The following is a 15,662-nucleotide window of genomic DNA, read 5'->3' as shown; positions in this document are numbered from 1 at the left end:
GCCCCCTCCTCCCCGCACCGGCCGGAAGTGGGAACCGCCACGGATCCGGTTACTCGTCATCGGCATCGGCGCCACCTCGCCGAGGCGCGTTCAGACGCCGAGCTGACGGGTGATCGACGGGTCGGTGACGGCGGTGTCGGCGGCGAGCAGGAAGGCCTTGGACAGGATCACCGAGAGCATGCCGCCGTCCTCCTCGAAGGGCAGGAAGACGGACGCGGCGTCGCGGTCGTGCCCGGGGACGACGCACAGGTAGGCGTCGTTGGGCTCCATGAGGATGTTGCCCGACCCCAGGTGGATCTTGTAGGTCCGCAGGTCGCCGCGTACGCGCAGGAACCGGTCGGTCAGCTCCGCCCGGTCGGCGATCCTCAGCCGGGGCAGCAGCCGGGCCAGCGCGTCGCGCCGGGTTCTGGCGGTCTCGGTGAGCTCGCCGAACCCGGAGGAGCGCCAGTAGTCCTCGTGCCCGGCCACCGCCAGCCGGTCGAGGCCCAGGGAGGCGACGCCCACGGCCAGGTCGGCGTCGCGCAGCACCTCCGACAACACCAGCGGGGGCACCTCGGCCAGCGCGACCTGGTCGCCTGCCGGGTCGTGGCCGGAGAGCTCCCCCTGCCCGGCCCGGTGGAAGGTGATCTCCTCGGTGGCGCAGAAGGAGGCGGTGTCCCACCCGTCGGCGGCCGGGTCGCCGACCACGTGCATGCCCCAGCGGGCCCGCCAGCCGGACAGCTCCCTGACCGCCTCGCCCTGGTCGCCGCCGCACTCGTAGTCCCAGTGACCGATGGACAGGCCGGTCCAGCCGCGCTGGTTCAGCAGCGTCTTGGCCTGGCCGTAGCGGAGCACGTGCCCGGAGAAGCGGGCCGAGCGGGTGCGGGCGCGCTCCTCGGCCGGGGTCAGCAGGTAGACCTCGCGGAACACCTGCTTGTACGGCTGGCGGATCCCGTGCTCCAGCAGGTGGTCGCGCCAGGCCCGCACCTCCTCGGCGGCCGCGTGGATCGGATGCCAGAGCCCGGCGGGGGTGTCGGGATCCGGCCGGACGCGGTGCCCTCGCGGGTCGGACAGCTCCCAGCCCGCCTCGGTCCTGACCGGCAGCCCTGCCGAGCCCGGCGAGACCTGCCAGATCAGGGCGCGGGCGTACCGGCCGGTGACCGGATGGTCGAGGAAGAACTCGGTCACCTCCCGCCAGCTCCACCCGCGTTCCCTGATCAGCGCCTGCTCCAGCCGGAACCGCTCGGCCGCGAGCGCCTGCCTGAGTTCCTTCAGGGTGATCCTGAGCTCGGCCAGCGCCGGGTCCTTGCGGATGGCCTGCGGGGCCGACTTGACGGTCCTGCCCGACGGGTTGACGAACCGCAGCGCGGGGCCGTCGGCACACAGCCGTACGAGGTAGTCGCCGATCCGCTCCTCCCTGACCCCGTCCGGGCCGAGGCCGAAGGCCGGCACGGTGCGGTCCACCAGCTGCTCGCGGCTCAGCCCCGCCTGCGCGGCCACCTCGTCCAGGGTGCGCGCCACGTTCTTCAGCACGGATCTGGCACGGACCTTGGCCTGGACGCGGGCCAGCGGCACGATCGCCGCCATCCCGCCGCGGCGGGCCAGCGCGCCGACGGCGGTGTTGGTGAGCCTCTCGCTGCGGCAGGTGGAGCCCATCCCGTTGCTCCCGGTGCCGCAGTTCAGCGCGACGTCACCGAGGAGCGAGGTCACCCACCGCTCCTCGATCACCTCACACGTCCAGATCGCGCCGCGCATCGGCACTGTGGTGCGCTCGTCCAGGAAGACGGTCTCCCTCCACTCGTGATCACCGTCACCTCGGGTGATCTTTCGCTCCCGGTGGGCCGCCAGCCGGATGAGGATCTCCCGGACCAGGGCGGCCGTGCCGGGGGTGAGCAGCGCCCTGGCGGTCCTGAGCCACTTCGCGCTCGGCCTGGTGGACCGGGCGGTGTTCCAGTGGCGCAGCAGCGGCAGGACCGCGGGGTCCGCCAGGCGCGGTCCGTACTCCTCGGCCAGCAGCCGGGCGAAGGGGTCGCACTCCCAGATGACGTTCCGCACCACGCCGGCCGGACCGTGCTCGGCCGGCTCGACCAGCAGCTCGTCGAGCTGCCCGGACAGCGCCTCCCGCACCTGCCCGGCCCGCGCGTCCCACGCCGGCATCCGGAACGGGGGGCGCGGGGGCGGCGCCCACAGCCATCCGATGATCTCGCGGCGCTCCTGGAAGCCGAAGCGCCGCGTCGCCGCGATCGGGAGCCGGAAGATCTCCTCGTAGCGGGTGTGGCCCCAGACGACCATCTGCTGTGCCCTGTGCGCGAGAACGCGCGCGTCCCCGGGTGTCCAGTCGATGTCGCGCTCGGCCACCGAGCGGATCAGCCGCAGGACGCGCTCGTCGTGATCGTGACCTCCGCCCTGTCCCAGGCTCAGCTTCAGCTGCGCCCAGTGCCCGTACTCCCGCCAGTCGACGTCCGGACCGGGTCGCAGGCCCTGCGCGAAGAGCGCCTCGAAGCGGCGGTACCTCTCCACGGTCTCCTCGTCCAGGTATCCGGTCAGGTGGCTGTAGGCGCGGTTGACGTCGTCGATTTCGATCATGTCAGCCGCCGACCAGCGGGACGAGCTTGATGAACGACACCACCGGGTCGGCGGTCAGGTCGATCGTCTCGGACAGGTCGTCGATCTGCCGCTCCCCGACCAGCAGCACGAACCCGTTGCGCCGGAACGCCCGCTCGGCGATGTCCGCCTGCCTCTCCCAGTCGACGCGCCGCCTGACGCCGCCCGTCCGGTAGCCGTTCAGCTCCACCTCGGCGTCCACGGGACGGACCAGGCCGTTGAACCGGGCGGAGGGCTCGGCGTTGAACCGGGCGACCTCCTCGCGGACGCGCAGCCGTACGAGCTCACGCGCCGAGATGCTCTCCGGAAGATCGGGAAGAGCGAACTCGTGCAGCGGTTTTCCCGTTGCCGTCTCGTCGCGAAAGGTGACCGTCGCCATCCCGCAGCTCCATGGATCGGTGGAAACAATGCAGGGCAATCGATATCAGGTAGATCCGACAGATCTCGCCCCATGACCGATCTTGCGGCCGGTGGCCGCGCCGGAGAATGGCTACTTGTCCGCCCAGCGAGCGAAGGCGGGTCGCCGCCGCGACCGCCGATCGGGGCGGGGGCGCGGCGGGACACGGCGGCGTCTCCATCGTGCCGTGCCACATGGGCATATAGGCTGGGCGGTGAATATGACCCATGCTCGATTGATCTGTCCGGATGCCGGTCCGCCAAGAGTGGGCCGCCCCGTGACACCCCTGCCGTGAGGAGCCGGTGAATGCCGCGGGAAGGCGTCGGACCGGATTTCATCGAGGCGCTGGCCCGGGGGTTGGAGGTCGTCACCGCCTTCCAGCCGCGCCGGCCGGTGATGTCGCTGACCCAGGTGGCCACGGCGACCGGTCTGGCCCGGCCGACCACCCGCCGTATCCTGCTCACCCTCCAGGAGCTGGGCTACGTGCGCGCGTGCGAGGGCGGGTTCGCGCTGACCCCCCGGGTGCTGGAGCTGGGCGTGGCCTACGTGCGCTCGATGGGGTTGTGGGACGTCGCCCGCCCGCACCTGGAAAGGCTCGTCGCCCGTACCGGTGAGTCGTGCTCGATCGCCCAGCTCGACGGTTCCGACATCGTCTACGTGGCCAGGGTCGCGGTGCCCAAGATCGTGGGCCTGGCCGTGCAGATCGGCACCCGGTTCCCGGCGCAGGCGACCTCGCTGGGCAAGGTCTGCCTGGCCGCGCTGTCTCCCGAGGAGGTGGACCGCGTGCTGGCCGAGCCGTCCCGCTCCGGCATCGAACCGCGGCGGATCGGCCGCGAGGAGCTGGACGCCGAGCTGCGCGAGGTCCGCGCGCGCGGCTGGGCGTTCACCGACGAGCAGCTCGCGCCCGGCATCCGTTCGGTCGCCGCGCCGCTGCGGGACGGGTCCGGACGAGTGATCGCCGGGGTCAACGTCAACAGCCACGCCGCGGAGACGTCCCTGCAGCGGCTGCTGGAGGAGCACCTTCCGCCGCTGCTCCAGACCGCCGGTGAGATCAGCGCGGACTTCGCCCGGCTGGAGACGGTGCCCCACGTGACCCGGCCGGCCGCGTCCTGACCGGACGACCCGGACCGTCCGTGCCGTCTGGACCGCCCGTGCCGTCTGGACCGCCCGTGCCGCCTGGACCGTCCGCGCCGTCTGGATCATCCGCGCCGTCTGGATCATCCGCGCTGCCTGGATCGTCCGTGCCGCCTGGACCGTCCGCGCCGTTCAGGGAGTGAGGACGATCCGGCCGGTCGCGGTGCCCTCGCGCTGGCGTCGCCACGCCTCCCCGGCGTCCCGCAGCGGCATGCTCTCGCGGGTGACGGACAGGGTGCCGAGCAGGGCCTGTCCGGCGACGAACGCGAGCGAGGCGGCGCGACGCTCCGGGGTCAGCTCGTTGTTGGTGTAACCGAGCAGGCGCAGCGACCTGCCGCGCAGGGTGGCCGAGTCGATCGAGCAGGTCTCGCCCGCCGAGCCACCGAGGTTGACCAGCCTGCCGCCGGGGCGCAGGGTGCGCGCGGCGGCCGCGGCCGGTACGCCGAACAGCGGGTCGAGCACCAGGTCGACCGGCCCGTCGGCGGCGGCGGCGAGGCGCGCCGCCAGTTCGGCGACGTCCCCGGTGTCGAGCGCGACGACGGCGTCGGCGCCGGCCCGCTCGGCCCGGTCCCGGCCGGCGGCGGACCGCGCGCCCGCGATCACCCTGCGGGCACCGGCGACACGGGCGAGCTGGAGGGCCGCCTGGCCGACCACGCCACCGGCGCCGAGCACCAGAACCTGTTCCCCGGCGACCAGCTCGCCGCGCCAGGTCAGCGCCAGGTGCGCGGCGACGGCCGACAGCCCCAGCGCGGCGATCGCCACCGGATCGACTCCGGCGGGAAGCCGCACCACGTCGCCCACCGGCACGCGGGCGACCTCGGCCATGCTCCCGTCCCCCGGCGCCATCCCCGCCGAGGTCGCGAACCACACCGGCTCGCCCCCGACGGTCCCGACCCCCTGCACGCCCGGCACGTACGGGGTCCGCGGCCTGCCGAAGTAGGACGTGCCGCTCGCGCACAGCAGGTCCAGCGGGGTGACGGGGGCGGCCGTGACCGTGACCAGCGTCTCGCCCGGGACGGCCGCGGGCACGTTCCGCTCGACCACCACGGGCGGGCGGCCGGGCTCCTGGATCTCCGTCGCGCGCATGGGCTCAGGTGGCGATGTCGGGATAGGGCAGCGCGAAGTGCGCGAGCCGTTCGGCGTACTGGAGCTGGAAGCCGAGCGGCTCGTCGTGGTCGCGTTCGAACATCGCGATGAAGAGGGTGAGGGTGAGGAACGGATGCGCCCCGAGCTCGAACAGCGTGGGGTAGTCGTGTTCGGCGAGCGCGGCGCGTTCGGTGTCGTCGAAGCGCAGCCAGGTGCTCGACTCGCCGTCGGCGCAGTTGAGGATGCGGTTGGCCCGCTCCCTCTCCCACCACTCCACGGTGCCCCGGGGGTCCTCGCGGTAGCGCTCGACGAGTTCGGGGTCGCGGTCGACGGTGTAGAGGAACTTGTTCAGCAGGTAGTTGCTCACCGGCCGACTCCGTTCGGGTACCAGGTGAAGTAGGCCTCCATGGTGTGGAACAGGTCGTAGGTGTCGACGTAGTCGGCCTTCCTGCCCTCGCCCGCGACGCCCATCATCAGCATGAAGTCCATGAAGCCGTGGGTGGCGTTGCCCGGGGCGTGCAGGCTGTCCAGCGTGACCTCCGACAGGCAGCCCTCGAGGTCGCCGGTGGAGATCCACTCCACGGCGCGCCGGTCGAACTCCGGGTCGGGGCCGTGCGGGCCGAACTGCCGGGGCCCGCCCAGCTCCAGTGACAGGTGCCCGGTGCCGACGACGGCGACCCGCACGTCCTGCGGCCAGGACTCCACCAGCTCACGGATCGTCTTGCCGAGCTGCACGAAGCGCTTGGGCCGCGGCAGCGGCGGGGCGAAGATGTTGGTGTAGACCGGCACGATCGGCAGGTCGTTCTGCGGGCGCAGCGTGATGATCGGGCACGTGATCGAGTGGTCGATCCGCAGCTCGTTGGAGAACGCCAGGTCGAACCCCGCGTCCATGCCCTCGCGCAGCAGGTAGGCCGACAGGTCCTCCCGGCCCTTGAGCAGCATGCGCGGCAGCCCGAACTCGCGTTCCTCGTTGTAGAAGTTGGCGTCGTAGAACGGCGCCTTGCCGATGAGGAACTGCGGCATGTTGTCCAGCCACAGCTGGTGGAAGTGGTCCGAGCCCACCATCACCAGCACGTCGGGGCGGGCCCTGGTCAGGGTCTCGCGGAACGCCTCGACCTTGCGTACCCACTCGTCGGCGAACTCCGGGCGGTCGGCACCCGTCGCGTTGCTCGCCCGGTAGTAGAACGGGTGGTGCGTGGACGCGACCACCGCGACCAGTTCGGCCATCGGATCTCCTTGTAAGACGGTCTGAGGGGTTAGGGGCGGTCTTCCGGGGTGTACGGAACGGGCCCGACGGAGCGGTTGTTGAGGTCCACCGAGAGGAAGATGTCGTTGCCGACCGGGTTGCGTATCTCCTCGGCGAGCTGCCCGATCAGCCCGGCGGTCCTGGCGAGCAGGGCGAACCCGCGCAGCAGCTCCAGCGGCAGGCCCAGGTCGGCCAGCGCGGCGCCGCACACCCCGGCGCCGTTCAGCGGCAGCGTCCGGCCCAGCACCCGCGGGTGCACCCGGCCGATCGCGGCGAACAGCGACAGGTGCGGCCCGAACAGCCCCTCCTCGGTGGCGATCTCCATCAACCGGGGGGTGCGCGGGTCGCCCTCCTTGTGGACGTGATGGCCCAGCCCGGGGACGAACCTCCCGGCCGCGCGCCGATCCTGGACGGTCCTGAGGGCGAGGGCGTCCCAGCCGTCGTCACCGTCCGGCAGGTCGCCGTCCACAGAGGCCAGCACGTCGTGCAGGAAGCGGCCGGTGTCCTCGGTGACGCCCAGGAACCTCGATCCGCCGCCCAGCAGGCCCGCCGCGAGCGCGCCCTGCACCGAGTCGGGCGCCGACAGGTAGGTGAGGCGGGTGACGATCGCGGTCGGGGTGAAACCGTGGTCGGCCAGCGCGGCCAGCACGGCCTCGAACACCCGCACCTCGCCGCGCCCCGGCCGCCGCTGGGTCGCGAGCCAGAACGCCAGCTCGCCGAACCCGACCTCGCCCATGACGTCCGCCGCCAGGTCGTGGCCGAGCAGAGTGATCTTCTTGAGACTGGACGCGCCGAGCGCGGTCGGGTACTCGGGACGGTCGATCCGCTCAGTCACGCTCGTCCTCCTTCGCGGGCCGTTCGCGCGGTTCCATGTGGGGCTCGTCCGGTTCAGTCACGGTCGTCCCTCTCCGCGGGCCGTTCGCGCGGTTCCATGTGGGGCTCGTCCGGTTCAGTCACGGTCGCCGCCCTCCGTGAGCCATTCGCGCAGCTCGGCGCCGTGCTCGTCCAGTTCGGGCGGCGGCAGCCGGTAGCCGGCCGGGGTCCGCGAGAACCTGATCGGATGCCGCGTCGTCGGCACCGCCCGATCGTCCTCACCCACCTCCACGATCGGGTCCAGCTCGAAGCGCTCGGCCATCGCGAACCCGCCGTCGATGGTGTTGATCGGGCCGCTGGGCACACCGGCCCGCACCAGCAGCTCGAACCACTCGACCGCGCCCCGCTCGGCCAGCCGCTCGACGAGGATCGGACGCAGCTCGTCACGGCGCTCGGTGCGGTCGGCGTTGCGGGCGAACCGCGGGTCGTCGGCGATCTCCGGGATGCCCAGGACCTCGCACAGCCTGCGGAACTGGCCGTCGTTGGCGGCGGTGACGATCAGGTCGTTGTCGGCGGTCGGCAGCGGCTCGTACGGGAACACGCTGGGGTGCGCGTTGCCCATCCGGTAGGGCACCACCCCGCCGGCCACGTAGGCGGAACTGTGGTTGACCAGCCCGGTCAGCGCCGACGACAGCAGGTTCACCTCGACGTGCTGTCCCTGGCCGGTCGCGTCCCGGTGGCGCAGTGCCGCGAGGATGCCGATCACGACGTGGTTGCCGGCCATCACGTCGAACACGGAGATCCCCGCGCGGTAGGGCGGCCCGTCCGGGTCCCCGGTCAGGCTCATCAGGCCGGAGATGGCCTGCACCATCAGGTCGTACCCCGGCACGTCGCGTCCCTTGCCCGACCCGAAACCGCTGATCGAGCCGTAGACCACGCCGGGGTTGGCCGCGCGGACGCTGTCGTAGTCGAGGCCGTACTTGGCCAGGCCGCCGGGCTTGAAGTTCTCCACCACCACGTCCGCCCTGCGGGCCAGCTCGCGGGCGAGCCCGGCGTCGGTCTCGTCGCGCAGGTTCAGCGCGATCGAGCGCTTGCCGCGGTTGACGCCCAGGTAGTAGGTCGACACGTCGCCGCGAACCGGCGGCGTCCACGACCGTGTCTCGTCGCCCCCCGGGCTCTCGACCTTCACCACCTGGGCGCCCAGGTCGGCCAGAAGCATGGTGGCGTACGGCCCGGCCAGCACCCGGGAGAAGTCCGCGACCAGCACCCCCGACAGCGGCCCCCCGGAGGCCTCGTCCGGCGACGCAACGCTCACTGACATCCGACTCCCTCGATGGTCCGCTCAGTGGACATGTGTCCGCTGGCTAGATTCTGGCAAACATCGGCCACCCGTCAAGGAAAAGCCGGGCAAAAAAAGATCTATTGACAGCCAGGACGCGAAGCGTGACAGTACGGAGAAACGCGGTGACCGTAAAGCGGACACACGTCCGGTCACGTGATCTGGCATCCGGTGAGGAGTTCTGGTCATGAGCGAACGGGTTCGGTTCGAGGCCGACCGGCCGGTGGTGCTGCGCGGAGGCACGGTGCTGCCGATGGACGACGGGCGCCGGGTGCTCACCGGCACCGACGTCCTGGTCGTCGGCGACCGGATCGCGGACGTCGGGCCCGGGCTGGCCGTGCCGGACGGCACCGCCGAGATCGACGCGACCGACGGCATCGTGATGCCCGGAATGGTCGACACCCATCGGCACATGTGGCAGACCGCCATGCGCGGTTACGGCGCCGACTGGACCCTCACGCAGTACTTCATCTGGTACTACCTGGAACACGGCAAGCTCTTCCGGCCCGAGGACGTCCACGCGGGCAACGTGCTGGCCGCCATCGAGGCGATCGACGCCGGTGTCACGACCGTCGTCGACTGGTCACACGGCCTCCAGACGGTCGACCACGCCGACGCCGCCGTGGACGCGCTGCGGTCGGTGCCCGGCCGGTTCGTGCTGGCCTACGGCAACATCCAGCAGGCGCCCGCCGACTGGACCGCCGCTCCGGAGTTCCGCGACTTCGTCCGGCGGCGGATCACCGGGGACGACATGCTCGGGTTCCAGCTCGCCTTCGACGTCACCGGCGACCCGTCCTTCCCCGAGAGGCCCGCCTTCGAGGTCGCCCGCGATCTCGGCGTCGCGGTCACCACCCACGCCGGCGTGTGGGGCGCCACCGGCGACGACGGCATCCGGCTCATGCACGACCACGGCTTCATGAACCCCGGGACGGTGTACGTCCACGCCGCCTCGCTGTCCGCGGACTCCTACCACCGCATCGCGGCCACCGGCGGCTCCATCTCGATCTCCACCGAGAGCGAGCAGAGCGCCGGCCAGGGCTACCCGCCCACCTGGGCCATCCGGGCCCACGGCATCCCGGTGTCGCTGTCGATGGACACCAGCGTCTGGTGGAGCGGCGACCTCTTCTCCGCGATGCGCACCACGCTCGGCGCCGACCGCTCCCGCGAGCACCTGGAGGCCCACGCCAAGGGCGACACCGTCACGCACAGCGGGCTGCGCGCCGACCAGGTCGTCGACTGGGCCACCCGCGGCGGCGCCCGCGCCCTCGGCCGGGACGGCGAGCTCGGCGCCCTGGAGGCCGGCCGCAAGGCCGACATCGTCCTGATCAAGAACGAGCACTCACCGGTGTCGTTCCCGCTGCTCAACCCCTACGGCCACGTCGCGTTCCAGGCACAGCGCGGCGACGTGCACACCGTCCTGGTCGACGGTCGCGTCGTCAAGCACGAGCACCGCCTGCTCGGCGTCGACCTGGCCGCCGCCCGCAGGGGGGTCGAGCGGACCGTCGAGCACCTGCGGAGCAGGATGGGAGAGGCGGAGTGGCTGAAGGGAATGAACCCCGACATCCCCCAGACCACCCTCCTCGACAACCCGTACACCTACACCGACTACCACAGCGATTCGACGCACACCCGCCGGGAGTCCGAGTAGGGCCGGGCCGTCCGGAGGCTCGCGCGGTCCGGTTCGGGGGGACCGGTCACCAGCCTTCCCACTCCTTGCACCCCCACCAGGGGCCGGTGAGGTGTCTGAAGCCGTACTCGTGACTCTCGGGCCGCGGCCGGCCCTCGGACATCCAGACGAAGCACCTCGTCGAGGCGAAGGGCCAGTCGACCAGATTGAGCCGGACGCCGCGGGGGACGCCCCCGTCCTCGATCACGTCGGGCCGGCAGACTCGGTACAGCCCCGCCCACGCGCAGTCGAGACCGGTGCGCTCGCCGCCGGCGAGGACTTCCTTCGCATACTGCTCCATGCCGGACCGGGAGAGGGCGAACCGCGCGGAGAAGGAGGCGTCCAGGTGGATGGCGGCCCACACGCAGAGGACGACGAACGGCGCGAGCAACCAGCGCGCCGGCGTGGCCCGTGGCGTTCCGGCTCCGCCTGTGAGGGCCTTGATCAGGCGAACAAGCCAATACAAACTTAAAGGAATCCAGACAAAAAACCCGAAAATCGCTGCCTCGGGATACGGGAAGGGCACGCTGGACCAGGAGAGATTGAGGAACGCCGCGATCCCGACGGCGGCGAGGAACCACCGCCCCGGTGGTGTGCCGGTCATCACAGCCTCACCCCAACGACGACACGGGAAGCCTCGTCGCCGTCCGGGACGAGGTGCTCTCGAAAACCGTAACGCTTCCGGAAAGCGCGGCGCCATTGAAAGCACGGCTGACAGCACGGCGCTTTTCGAGAACGCGTGCTTTTCGAAGACGCGGCGCCATTGTCGGGGGGGCTCTTCGGGGAACGACGGACACCGCGTCCCCGTTGAACGATCAGAACGTCGCCTGCACGCGGAGAGGACCTGCATGAGGCGATCCACCAAGCGAAAGCGTGTACCTGGTCCGCGGAACCAGGTGAGATACGTACCGGTTCGGCAGGAGCGTCCGCGTCGTTGGGCCAGCCGATGGCGTGACAGGTCCTGGGCGACGCCGAGAGGCAGGGCGGTGGTGACCCTGCTGGCGGCCCTGGTCATGCTCGTTCTCGGCGGGTGGCAGGTCGCTCATCTCCTCGCGGTGAAGGACATCCTGCGGCACGGGGTCCCGACGGTGGCGACCGTCACCGACGTGCAGCGGCGCCTCAAGTCGCCTCTCGGCGACCGCGTCGTCGTCGAGTTCACCTCTCTCGGCGATCATCGGGTCGTCGCCGAGGTGAGCGAGTTCGGCTGGTCCCCACTCCCGGCACGGGGGGACCAGGTCCAGATCACCTACCGGGCCGGCGATCCGGAGAGTGTGGTGGGGACAGGTGTCGAAACAGATCACCTTCCTTTCCTCGCCGCCCTGACGGGAGCGTTCGCCGTCGTCCTGACGTGGGACGGGATCAGAAGGTGGCTCGGCTCGTAACCCTCCGGCCGGCGAAGGGCCGGCTCGGGGAAGGTCCGGAGCGTGCCGGGATCGGGCAGTTCCGCGTCGGCCGGGTCGATCAGTTCCCTGCCGTCGGGGCCGCGGTAGTGGCGCAGTTCGGCGCGCATGCCGGAGACGATCTCACCGAGGCGGGTCAGCCCGGACCAGGCCTGTACGTCCATGGTCCCGGCCGGGCCGAACGCCGCCGGATAGCGGCGGAAGGCGTTCTGCCAGGGGAGCCTGCGCCTATCCGCATGACCCTTATCCCGATTTTTCGCTCTTTGACAGCATTTCTAGGACTTTGTCGAGCCGGACCTTCCTGTTCTCCGGCGTGAGCGCCTGGAGCAACGGCAGCATCACCAGGTAACGGCCGGTCTTGTCGAGCGCCTCGAACGCCTTGCCGGCCTCCGGGTTCGCGTCGAGCGCCGCCGCGAGATCGGGGGGCACCGTCGCCGTCTTCTGCGACTCGTAGGCCACCGCCCAGCGCCCGTCCTCCTGCGCCTTGCGCACCTCGGCCAGCCCGGGTTCGCGCATCCGCCCGGCGGCGGTCAGCATCGCGACCTTGTCGACGTTCACCTGCGACCACAGGCTCCTGGGCCGGCGCGGCACGTACTTCTGCAGGTAGTACTGCTCGTCGAGGGGAAGCCGTTGCCCGGAGATCCAGCCGTAGCACAGCCCGACGTCGACCAGCTCGTCGGAGGTGACCGTCGGGATGCCGGACTTCTTCTTGGCCAGCTTGATCCACAAGCCCTCGTGGCGCGTGTGGTTCCCGGCGAGCCAGCTCTCGAACGCCTCGGCGTCCGCGAAGGCGATGATCTCCACTCCGTCGCGCTCATCCATACGGATCAGGTTATCCACCCGTCGCGCCGGTGGAGATCATCGGTTGCCGGGCCCTCGAACCGGCGGCGGGCCGGCCAGGCGGTTCCCGATCCTTCCCGCCCGGAGAACCTGCTCGAACGGATCGGGCCGGCCAGGTCCGACGGCCGCCGGGCGAGAGCACCCTCCGCCCGGGCCGCCCCGCCCCCTCGGTTCGTGAGGAGGTCACGCCACGCGTACGGCGATCTCGGGGTAGTCGAGCACGAGGCCGGACTCGTCGTAGACCAGGCGGCACGCGAAGTCGAAGACCTGGGCGCTGTAGTCGTAGCGCTGCCGGGGGCCCTCGTCGGCGACGCGGACGTAGTCCTGCTCGAGCCGTTCGACGGCGAGGTCGGTGGCGCGTACGTAGGCGGCGGGGGCGGCCGACCGGTCGCCGACGCGGAGGCCCATCCGATGCGCGGGGAAGGCGTTGGTCATCGCCGAGGACTCCAGGTCGACGTCCAGGCAGCCGTCCAGGTGGGGGGCGGGTGCGCCGTCGACGCGCCAGTGGCCGGCGCCGTCGGCCTCCAGCACGGTGTGCCGGGTTCCCGAGGCCGAGCGTCCCGTGATCCGCGTGCTTCGCGTGGTCCAGGAGGCGTCCAGCTCGATGGAGTAGCCGACGATCCAGGTCTGCCCCTCCTCGACCGCCGTCGTGCACCCTTCGATGAGAAGGCCGTCGTCCGAAGACCGGAAGTAGGCCACCTCGAAGCCGTCCCGCGCGTCGAGATGCCGCCAGGCGGCGGTCCTCGGCGGTGCTGTGAAAGTCATGACGCGATTCTTCCCGCTTCCCGCTTCCCGCTTCCCGCCGAACGGTGGACCCGCCGCCGGGATCACCGCGCGACGCGGAAGAACTCACGCAGGTCGCCGACGAGCAGGTCGGGTGTCTCCATCGCCGGGAAGTGGCCGCCTCGGTCGAACTCCGACCAGTGGTCGACGGTGTTCGCCGGGTCGGCGAGTGCGCGGATCGTCATGTCCGCCGCGAACACCGCGATCCCCTGGGGCGGCGCCGGCGCGGACGGCCACCCGCCCTGGTCGCCGCCGGACTGCGCGGCGGCGATCTCGCGGTAGGCCCGCATACCCTCGTAGAGGATGTCGGCCGAGGACGCGCCGGAGCCGGTGAACCAATACAGGCTCACGTTGGTGAGCAGCCGGTCGCGGTCCACCGCGTGCTCGGGCAGTTCGGCGGCCGGGTCGGTCCACTCCTTGAACTTCTCCGCGATCCACGCCAGCTGCCCGATCGGCGAGTCGGTCAGCGAGTAGGCGAGGGTCCGCGGCCGGGTGGACTGCAGGTGCAGATAGCCGAGGCCGTCCTGGCGGGCGGCGTTGAACCGCTCGGCGCGCGCCCGGTCCGCGCCGGACAGGCCGTCCGGCTCGATGGGCGGGCCGAACGGGTACGGCGAGGGACCGTTGAGGTGGGTGGCGACCACACGGCCGGGGGCGGCCATGGGCAGCAGCGTGGTCACGCCGCCGCCGATGTCCCCGCCCTGCGCGGCGAACCGCTGGTAGCCGAGCCGGCTCATCAGTTCCCCGAACGCGGCGGCCACCCGGAACAGGTTGCCCCAGCCCGGTTCCCGCACCGGATTGGAGAACCCGAAGCCGGGCAGCGACGGGATCACGACGTGGAAGGCGTCCGCCGGGTCGCCGCCGTGCGCGCGGGGGTCGGTCAGCGGCCCGATCACGTCCAGGAAGTCCACGAACGAGCCCGGCCAGCCGTGGCACAGGATCAGCGGCAGCGCGTCCGGCTCGGGCGAGCGGACGTGCAGGAAGTGGATGTCCTGGCCGTCGATCGTCGTCACGAACTGCGGGTGCTCGTTCAGCGTCTTCTCCTGCGCGCGCCAGTCGAAGTCGTTCGCCCAGTAGTCGGCCAACTCCCTGAGGTAATCGACGGGAACGCCGCGCTCCCAGCCGGTTCCGGAGATCTGCCGGGGCCAGCGGGCGCGGGTGAGGCGATCGCGCAGGTCGTCCAGCTCGGCCTGCGGGATGTCGACGCGGAACGGGCGAATGCCGGTGTTGTTGTCCATGTCGAGAAAGGTAGGGACGATACAGGAAAGCTCCGTTCCTGTATTCGGGGAGACTTGAAACATGCTGGACACGGCACAACGGCTACTGCGGCTGCTCTCCCTGTTGCAGATGCCGCGCGACTGGACAGGGCCGGAACTGGCCGAGCGCCTCGACGTCACCACACGCACCGTGCGCAACGACGTGGAGCGCCTGCGCGACCTCGGCTATCCGGTGCACGGGATCAGGGGCGTCACCGGCGGTTACCGGCTCGGGGCCGGTGCGACGTTGCCGCCGCTGCTGCTCGACGACGAGGAAGCGGTCGCCGTCGCCGTCGGGTTGCGCGTGGGCGCCACACAGGGCGCGGTCACCGGCATCGAGGAGGCGGCGCTGCGCGCCCTCACCAAGCTCGAACAGGTGCTGCCGCCGCGGCTTCGCCGTCGTGTCAACGGCCTGCGCGCGTACCTCGTCCCGCTTCCGCAGGCCGGCCCCAGCGTGGACGCCGCCACGCTCACCGCGATCGCGGCGGCCTCCCGCGACCACGAGCGGCTCCGGTTCGACTACACCGGCCACGACGGGTCGGCCGGCCGCCGCGAGGTCGAGCCGCACCGGCTCGCGCACAGCCGAGGCCGCTGGTACCTGGTCGGGTGGGACGTCGCGAGGTCCGACTGGCGCACGTTCCGGGTGGACCGGATGCGGTTGCGGACACCGAACGGTCCCCGGTTCACCCCGCGCGAGGACCCCGGCGGTGACCTCGTCGGCCACGTCGCCACCGGCCTGGCCACCGCGCCCTGGCAGTGCCGGGCGCGGGTGACGGTGCACGCACCGGCCGAGCACGTGCGCGCCCGGCTGCCGCCCGGCGTTCCGGTGGAACCTGTGGGCGACGACGCCTGCGTGGCCGAGGTCGGCTCGGACACGCCGCAGATGCTGGCCGGATACCTCGGCATGCTCGACGCCGACTTCGAGGTCACCGAGCCGCCCGAACTCGTCGCGCGGATCCGCGTGCTGGCCGACCGCTACCGGCGGGCGGTTCCGGCGGAGACATCGTGCGGTACGTCGCCGCGTGGCGTGCCCGGCGTCGAGCCGCCCGGCCAGGCCGGTGAAGCTTGAGCGGTCACCGCACTAGCGAGGCCTGACGTGGACGAGGCGGCGCCCGGAGGTGC

Annotated in this window: 15 protein-coding genes and 1 pseudogene; 4 read left to right on the top strand and 12 right to left on the bottom strand. The window is 71.6% G+C overall.

Annotated features, from left to right (window positions below; genetic code table 11):
• Nucleotides 1–90: 90 nt before the first annotated feature.
• Entirely contained in the window at nucleotides 91–2,565 is a 2,475-nt protein-coding gene (locus AB0F88_RS41765) for a DUF4132 domain-containing protein (RefSeq protein ID WP_362697275.1), read from the bottom strand.
• A 1-nt stretch (nucleotide 2,566) separates the two neighbouring features.
• Entirely contained in the window at nucleotides 2,567–2,962 is a 396-nt protein-coding gene (locus AB0F88_RS41760) for a hypothetical protein (RefSeq protein ID WP_362697272.1), read from the bottom strand.
• A gap of 324 nt (nucleotides 2,963–3,286) precedes the next feature.
• Here AB0F88_RS41760 and AB0F88_RS41755 point away from each other — a divergent pair, with 324 nt between their 5' ends.
• A complete protein-coding gene (locus tag AB0F88_RS41755) occupies nucleotides 3,287–4,093 on the top strand; it encodes an IclR family transcriptional regulator C-terminal domain-containing protein (RefSeq protein WP_362697269.1) in 807 nt (268 codons plus the stop codon).
• Nucleotides 4,094–4,246: 153 nt separating this feature from the next.
• Here the strand turns inward: AB0F88_RS41755 and AB0F88_RS41750 are convergent, their stop codons facing one another.
• From AB0F88_RS41750 to AB0F88_RS41730, 5 genes are all read right to left on the bottom strand, one after another.
• Nucleotides 4,247–5,200, bottom strand: a complete 954-nt coding sequence (locus AB0F88_RS41750; protein WP_362697266.1) for a zinc-binding alcohol dehydrogenase family protein — start codon at nucleotides 5,198–5,200, stop codon at nucleotides 4,247–4,249.
• A 4-nt stretch (nucleotides 5,201–5,204) separates the two neighbouring features.
• Nucleotides 5,205–5,567, bottom strand: coding sequence for a hypothetical protein (locus AB0F88_RS41745; protein ID WP_362697263.1), 363 nt, complete (start codon nucleotides 5,565–5,567; stop codon nucleotides 5,205–5,207).
• Nucleotides 5,564–6,427, bottom strand: a complete 864-nt coding sequence (locus AB0F88_RS41740) for an extradiol ring-cleavage dioxygenase (RefSeq protein WP_362697260.1) — start codon at nucleotides 6,425–6,427, stop codon at nucleotides 5,564–5,566. Before AB0F88_RS41740 ends, AB0F88_RS41745 begins: the two co-directional genes overlap by 4 nt.
• A gap of 29 nt (nucleotides 6,428–6,456) precedes the next feature.
• The gene (locus AB0F88_RS41735) at nucleotides 6,457–7,281 is read right to left on the bottom strand and encodes a citryl-CoA lyase (RefSeq protein WP_362697257.1); all 825 of its coding nucleotides are present in this window, start codon (nucleotides 7,279–7,281) and stop codon (nucleotides 6,457–6,459) included.
• Between the two features lie 114 nt (nucleotides 7,282–7,395).
• Nucleotides 7,396–8,580 carry a CoA transferase gene (locus tag AB0F88_RS41730; protein WP_362697254.1) on the bottom strand — a complete coding sequence of 395 codons (1,185 nt, stop codon included), beginning with the start codon at nucleotides 8,578–8,580 and terminating at the stop codon, nucleotides 7,396–7,398.
• Between the two features lie 205 nt (nucleotides 8,581–8,785).
• On the opposite strand from AB0F88_RS41730, the gene AB0F88_RS41725 reads away from it, so the two are divergent.
• A complete protein-coding gene (locus tag AB0F88_RS41725) occupies nucleotides 8,786–10,246 on the top strand; it encodes an amidohydrolase family protein (protein ID WP_362697250.1) in 1,461 nt (486 codons plus the stop codon).
• A 46-nt stretch (nucleotides 10,247–10,292) separates the two neighbouring features.
• Here the strand turns inward: AB0F88_RS41725 and AB0F88_RS41720 are convergent, their stop codons facing one another.
• Complete coding sequence (locus tag AB0F88_RS41720) at nucleotides 10,293–10,868, bottom strand: hypothetical protein (RefSeq protein WP_362697247.1); 576 nt, start codon at nucleotides 10,866–10,868, stop codon at nucleotides 10,293–10,295.
• Between the two features lie 385 nt (nucleotides 10,869–11,253).
• Here AB0F88_RS41720 and AB0F88_RS41715 point away from each other — a divergent pair, with 385 nt between their 5' ends.
• Complete coding sequence (locus AB0F88_RS41715) at nucleotides 11,254–11,646, top strand: DUF3592 domain-containing protein (protein ID WP_362697244.1); 393 nt, start codon at nucleotides 11,254–11,256, stop codon at nucleotides 11,644–11,646.
• Here AB0F88_RS41715 and AB0F88_RS41710 read toward each other — a convergent pair.
• The 4 genes and pseudogenes from AB0F88_RS41710 to AB0F88_RS41695 all read right to left on the bottom strand — a co-directional run.
• Nucleotides 11,562–11,861 (bottom strand): annotated as a pseudogene (locus AB0F88_RS41710) (crosslink repair DNA glycosylase YcaQ family protein); the annotation flags it as partial. The gene AB0F88_RS41715 and the pseudogene AB0F88_RS41710 overlap by 85 nt on opposite strands.
• Nucleotides 11,862–11,907: 46 nt before the next feature.
• The gene (locus tag AB0F88_RS41705) at nucleotides 11,908–12,486 is read right to left on the bottom strand and encodes a YdeI/OmpD-associated family protein (protein WP_362697241.1); all 579 of its coding nucleotides are present in this window, start codon (nucleotides 12,484–12,486) and stop codon (nucleotides 11,908–11,910) included.
• 201 nt (nucleotides 12,487–12,687) lie between these two features.
• The gene (locus AB0F88_RS41700; protein ID WP_362697238.1) at nucleotides 12,688–13,269 is read right to left on the bottom strand and encodes a putative glycolipid-binding domain-containing protein; all 582 of its coding nucleotides are present in this window, start codon (nucleotides 13,267–13,269) and stop codon (nucleotides 12,688–12,690) included.
• A gap of 62 nt (nucleotides 13,270–13,331) precedes the next feature.
• Nucleotides 13,332–14,522, bottom strand: a complete 1,191-nt coding sequence (locus AB0F88_RS41695; RefSeq protein WP_362697235.1) for an epoxide hydrolase family protein — start codon at nucleotides 14,520–14,522, stop codon at nucleotides 13,332–13,334.
• A 61-nt stretch (nucleotides 14,523–14,583) separates the two neighbouring features.
• Between AB0F88_RS41695 and AB0F88_RS41690 the strand changes: the two genes are divergently transcribed.
• Nucleotides 14,584–15,609, top strand: a complete 1,026-nt coding sequence (locus AB0F88_RS41690) for a WYL domain-containing protein (RefSeq protein ID WP_362697232.1) — start codon at nucleotides 14,584–14,586, stop codon at nucleotides 15,607–15,609.
• The last annotated feature ends 53 nt before the right edge of the window (nucleotides 15,610–15,662 follow it).

Source organism: Streptosporangium sp. NPDC023963, from assembly GCF_040639135.1.
Lineage (GTDB): Bacteria > Actinomycetota > Actinomycetes > Streptosporangiales > Streptosporangiaceae > Streptosporangium.
This window is presented reverse-complemented; position numbering and strand designations above follow the sequence as displayed.